6 protein-coding genes are annotated in these 4544 nt (G+C 41.0%); all 6 read left to right on the top strand.

The annotated features are described in order from the left end of the window. Nucleotides 1-159: 159 nt before the first annotated feature. Complete coding sequence (locus A3757_RS16005; protein WP_068512665.1) at nucleotides 160-783, top strand: tetratricopeptide repeat protein; 624 nt, start codon at nucleotides 160-162, stop codon at nucleotides 781-783. Further along, nucleotides 784-1116: a hypothetical protein gene (locus A3757_RS16000; protein WP_068506862.1), complete on the top strand. Its 333-nt coding sequence runs from the start codon at nucleotides 784-786 to the stop codon at nucleotides 1114-1116. Nucleotides 1117-1451: 335 nt separating this feature from the next. Continuing rightward, a complete protein-coding gene (locus A3757_RS15995) occupies nucleotides 1452-2090 on the top strand; it encodes a MotA/TolQ/ExbB proton channel family protein (RefSeq protein WP_068512663.1) in 639 nt (212 codons plus the stop codon). A gap of 89 nt (nucleotides 2091-2179) precedes the next feature. Beyond that, nucleotides 2180-2704: a biopolymer transporter ExbD gene (locus tag A3757_RS15990; RefSeq protein WP_068512655.1), complete on the top strand. Its 525-nt coding sequence runs from the start codon at nucleotides 2180-2182 to the stop codon at nucleotides 2702-2704. Continuing rightward, entirely contained in the window at nucleotides 2701-3195 is a 495-nt protein-coding gene (locus A3757_RS15985; RefSeq protein ID WP_068509548.1) for a biopolymer transporter ExbD, read from the top strand. The genes A3757_RS15990 and A3757_RS15985 overlap by 4 nt, the downstream gene beginning before the upstream one ends. A 2-nt stretch (nucleotides 3196-3197) precedes the next feature. Beyond that, nucleotides 3198-4166 (top strand): AgmX/PglI C-terminal domain-containing protein, encoded by a 969-nt coding sequence (locus tag A3757_RS15980; RefSeq protein ID WP_068566983.1) that lies wholly within the window; start codon nucleotides 3198-3200, stop codon nucleotides 4164-4166. The last annotated feature ends 378 nt before the right edge of the window (nucleotides 4167-4544 follow it).

Below are 4544 nucleotides of genomic sequence, written 5' to 3'. Positions count from 1 at the left end.
AGCAGGCGTACTCATTCGAAGAGCAAGCTTTGGAGATTTATCAGATTAACCTCGATAAGGTTCCTGATGGTGAGTACGATAGATGGATTGCAGCCACCTATGAAGTGTTAGCTGAAATGAATCCAACAGAGTTTGAACGTAAATCAAAGGCGATCTTACATGCTGATGAATATTTCTAAGCCTATGAGTCATATATCTAAGGTAATCCTTGTTATAGGTGCTTTGTATTTTGTCGTAGCTTGTTCAAGTACTAGCAAAAAAATAGAGCCTATCCAGATTGAGAAGCCGGCTAGCGCTATTGTTAAGCCAATCCTCACGGAAGACGATAAAATTGCATACAAGCAAGGTCTAGCTCTTATCAAAGAAAAATCTTACGTTGAAGCAGAAGAGATATTTAAGGGCTTAATTGATAGATATCCGACCCTGGCTGGTGCATACGTTAACCTTGGTTTGATTCGTCATTCAAATAGGCAGTTAGCTGAAGCTGAAGGCTACTATCAGCAAGCACTAGATATTAATCCTAAAAACGTAAACGCTTTGATTCAATTATCTTTGATTAGCCAGGATGAAGGTAAGTTTCAGGACAGTGAACGATTTTTAAAGTCAGCCTTAGCAAAGGATTCAAATCATCCGATGGTTAATTACAATCTCGGGGTACTTTATGAGTTGTACCTACGTGATTACGACCAAGCAATTGAACATTACCAGGCTTATGTTAAAAATGCGGGTGAAGACGACACAAAGACTGTAGAGCGCTGGATAAAAATGCTGGAGCGTAAGTAAATGAATTTGATCAAATTGAGAAGGATTAAAGCAATTTCTTGTCTGATATCTGTCATTTTGTTGCTTATGTCTCCTTTTGCGGTTTCTAAGTCGAATCAAGATGAAAAGAGGGTTGAAACGCTGTCGGAAGTCTCTATTATTGGCAGCTCTGAACTGCCAAATGTAAGTTTTGATCTGCCATGGAAACTACCAACTATAGAGAAGCGTGATGAAGCGTCTCCGCCAAAAAGTATTCCTGGCATTTTAGATAGCATTGAACCTGTCCGGTTCCGACAGCAGATTCATTTTTCAAGGTTTTTGGAAGTCGATTCTCCGTCTTTCAAACCTCGATAGTGTAATGGAAAGCGTAAAACCTTGTAAATTTGTAGGGAATTTATGAGCGTGTCCCGGAATTCCTGGGTTGCTGTCTATACACTTGCAATCACATAGTCGTTCGTCAACAAGGAACGTGAACCTGTTCATACGTATTAAGGTGCAGGTAAAGACATAATGAAAATCAGCATTATAGCTGACGACAAACTCTGTTTTATTTCGTTGATGTTTATTTAGTCATCAACGCCGAACAATTACTTTGAATACAAAAAATAGATGCGGTAGCGATTCTATGAGCATTACGTACTCGTAGTATTTGCAAAACGCTTTAATTAGAACATTAAGGGGCACAAATCATGTTAGATACGATCTTGCGATTTTTTCAGGAAGGTGGGGCGTTTATGTACCCAATCGCAGTCGTTTTAGTAATCGGTTTAGCGATTGCTATTGAGCGTTTTATATATTTAACCGCAGCAAAGAACTCTAATAGAAATGCCTTTGATAAGGGGCTGTTACCGATTCTTAGAAAGCGCGATTACCCAAAAGCGCTAAAGTTTGCTAACGACTCACAGGCTGCTATTGCAGCAATTATGGGTGCGGGTTTAAGTCGTTTATTAAACAATGCTAACCGGGATGAAATTGAGTTCGCTATGGAAGAAGGCTTGATGGAAACACTTCCTCGCCTTGAAAAGCGTACACAGTATTTAGCGACATTAGCTAACGTATCTACCTTGCTTGGTTTGCTGGGTACTATCATTGGTTTGATTGCTGCGTTCACTGCAGTAGCCAATGCCGATCCAGCAGAAAAAGCTTCTCTTCTTTCTCAAAGCATCTCCGTTGCAATGAATACAACTGCTTTTGGTTTGATGGCTGCTATTCCTCTATTGCTTTGCCATGCAGTGCTACAGACTAAGACCAATGAAATTGTCGATAGTTTTGAGATGGCTGGTGTGAAATTACTAAATATGATTTCCGATAAAACTGGTCAGTCCTAGCACTCATCTTTTTTATGAACTCAATTGACAGTAGTTTATTTATTCAAAAGATAGATAACTAACCGGTATTACTAACTAGCGATATATATATGGCACGAAGGAAGCATAGAAAGCTTGTTCAGCAGGCAGAATTGGACATCACTGCGTTCATGAATCTCATGATTGTACTTGTGCCGGTATTGCTATTAAGTATGGTTTTTTCTCAAACAGCAGTATTAGACCTTAATTTTCCAGTACTGGACGATGCGCAACTCCCAGATAATTCCGAAGAATTGCAACTGCAACTAATAATACGTAAAAACAGCCTGACATTGGCTGATACGAAACAGGGTTTAATAAGAAAGATTCAGAGTAGTGAGCAAGGTTACGACTTTGATTCCTTAGTGAAAGTCCTTAAGCAGTTAAAAAACAGGTTCCCTGAGAAGACTGATATCACATTGCTTTTGGGCGAAGAGATAAATTATCAAACTCTTGTTAGTGCCATGGATTTAACTCGCTCTTATGAGACTGTTGTTGCAGCAAGTGTTGTTAATGCAGAGCTTTTCCCCGATATATCTATTGGTGACGCACCCATTTTGGATGTTGAAAGTACTGGTGGGGGGGCGACACCATGAAACTATCCAGAAGAGCGAAGAGGATGCAACGTCATTACCGACGAATGCATAAAACCGGTGGCTTAAACCTTGTGTCACTCATGGATATTTTTACCATTTTAGTTTTCTTTCTGATGGTGAACTCTTCAGATGTAAAAGTACTTCAGCAGGATAAGTCTGTTGAGTTGCCGCTGTCGGTGGCTAAGCAGCAGCCTAAGGAAAATATCGTAATTGCTGTAAGTGGCAGCAATATCCTTGTTCAGGGGCGGGTAGTATCTAGCATTAGTGAGGTTTCAGATGACGGTCTATTTCCTGGCTTAAAGTCAGAGCTGGACTATCAAGCAAGTAAAAATCAGTCTTTGCAGAATGTTCGTGATGGATACCCTGTTACTTTAATCGCAGATAAAAACGTGCCTTATAAGCTGTTAAAAAAGATTATGGCAACTTGTACTGCCGCCAGCTATACCCGGGTTTCCCTGGCTGTATCAAGAAAGCTTGAAGGTAAGGGGTAGGGATGATTTTTCCACAAGACCGCTTAAATCTACCTTGGACGAAAGAAGCTGGTGAAAGTAAACGTTTCAGCAGTATTCTGCTTACCTTGCTCATGGTCTTTTTGGTACTAGCGGTATGGATACCTAATGCATCTGTGCCTGAAAAAGATCGCAAATCACTTGAAAAGCTCCCACCGCAACTAGCAAAGTTAGTGAAGAAAAAAGAGCCACCCAAACCCAAGCCAGTCAAAAAGGAAGAGAAACCTAAAAAGGTTGAAGAAAAGCCTAAAGAAGAAAAACCTAAACCTAAAGAAAAGCCTAAGCCTAAAGAAAAGCCTAAGCCAATTAAAAAGCCGGAGCCGATTAAAAAACCTCTGACTACAAAAGTCAAAAAAGCGAGAGAAGTTGCTAAAAAGTCCGGCTTGTTAGCTGTGCAGTCAGATCTTGCTGAACTTAAGACAGTCGTCGATGTCGCTGCCTTGAAAAAGAAAGTTGCACCAAGTAAGCAGGCGACCATTGCCGCGAAAGCAAGCGGACCTGCTAGTTCAGAAGTGCTCAAGCGCAGTAGTGGGATTTCTACTGAAGCCTTAGCGGCTCCAGCGGAAACCGTGTCACTAAGTGCGCGTGAGAATGAGGTGCTAGATGCAACAGAAGATGAGATATCTTTAGCTCTTGCTGAAGAAGAAGCAGCTTCGGGTATGCTTTCGCGTAGCGAAGAAAATATTCGTCTCGTCGCCGAGTCCTTAAAGTCAGCCTTTAACAAATTATACGTTCGGGAATTGCGAAAAGACCCTTTTCTTGAGGGCTTGTTAATGCTGGAAGTGATAATCGAACCAAGCGGGGAGGTTTCTTTCTGCCGTATCGTAAGTTCCGAGCTTAATCACCCTGTTCTCGAGAATAAAATTGTTAAACGAATGTATTTAGCTGACTTTGGTGTTGAGAATGTAATGCAAACCACCATAAATATCCCATTCCCTTTTCGCCCAAACTAGGTCGTTTGGCAAGGTAAGCGATGAGGGAAAGGAGTGAGCTAGTGTTTATAAAGTGAGACTACTTATTCAGGCATAAAAAAAAGGCACTAGTAGCCGAAAATACTAAGTGCCTTTTAAGGAGAATAAATTATCAGTTCTAACATGCCAATTAAGGAACCTCGTTAGATAGCTGCAAACAGGAAGAAGTTAGCGGCCTGAGTGCTCTTCTTCCTGTTTACCGATGATGGAATAATACAGGCGAGGGGGGCGTAGTTGAATCGTCCAAAGGGCTTAGTTTGGGCGTAATTACCACTTATTTCACTTTGTTAAAGTAAATTCTAGGACTAAAGCGCCGTTATTCAGTCCCAACTAAGCCCCCCTTTGTTGCAGAGTACCTCA

The organism is Oleiphilus sp. HI0117 (assembly GCF_001635235.1).
This window is presented reverse-complemented; position numbering and strand designations above follow the sequence as displayed.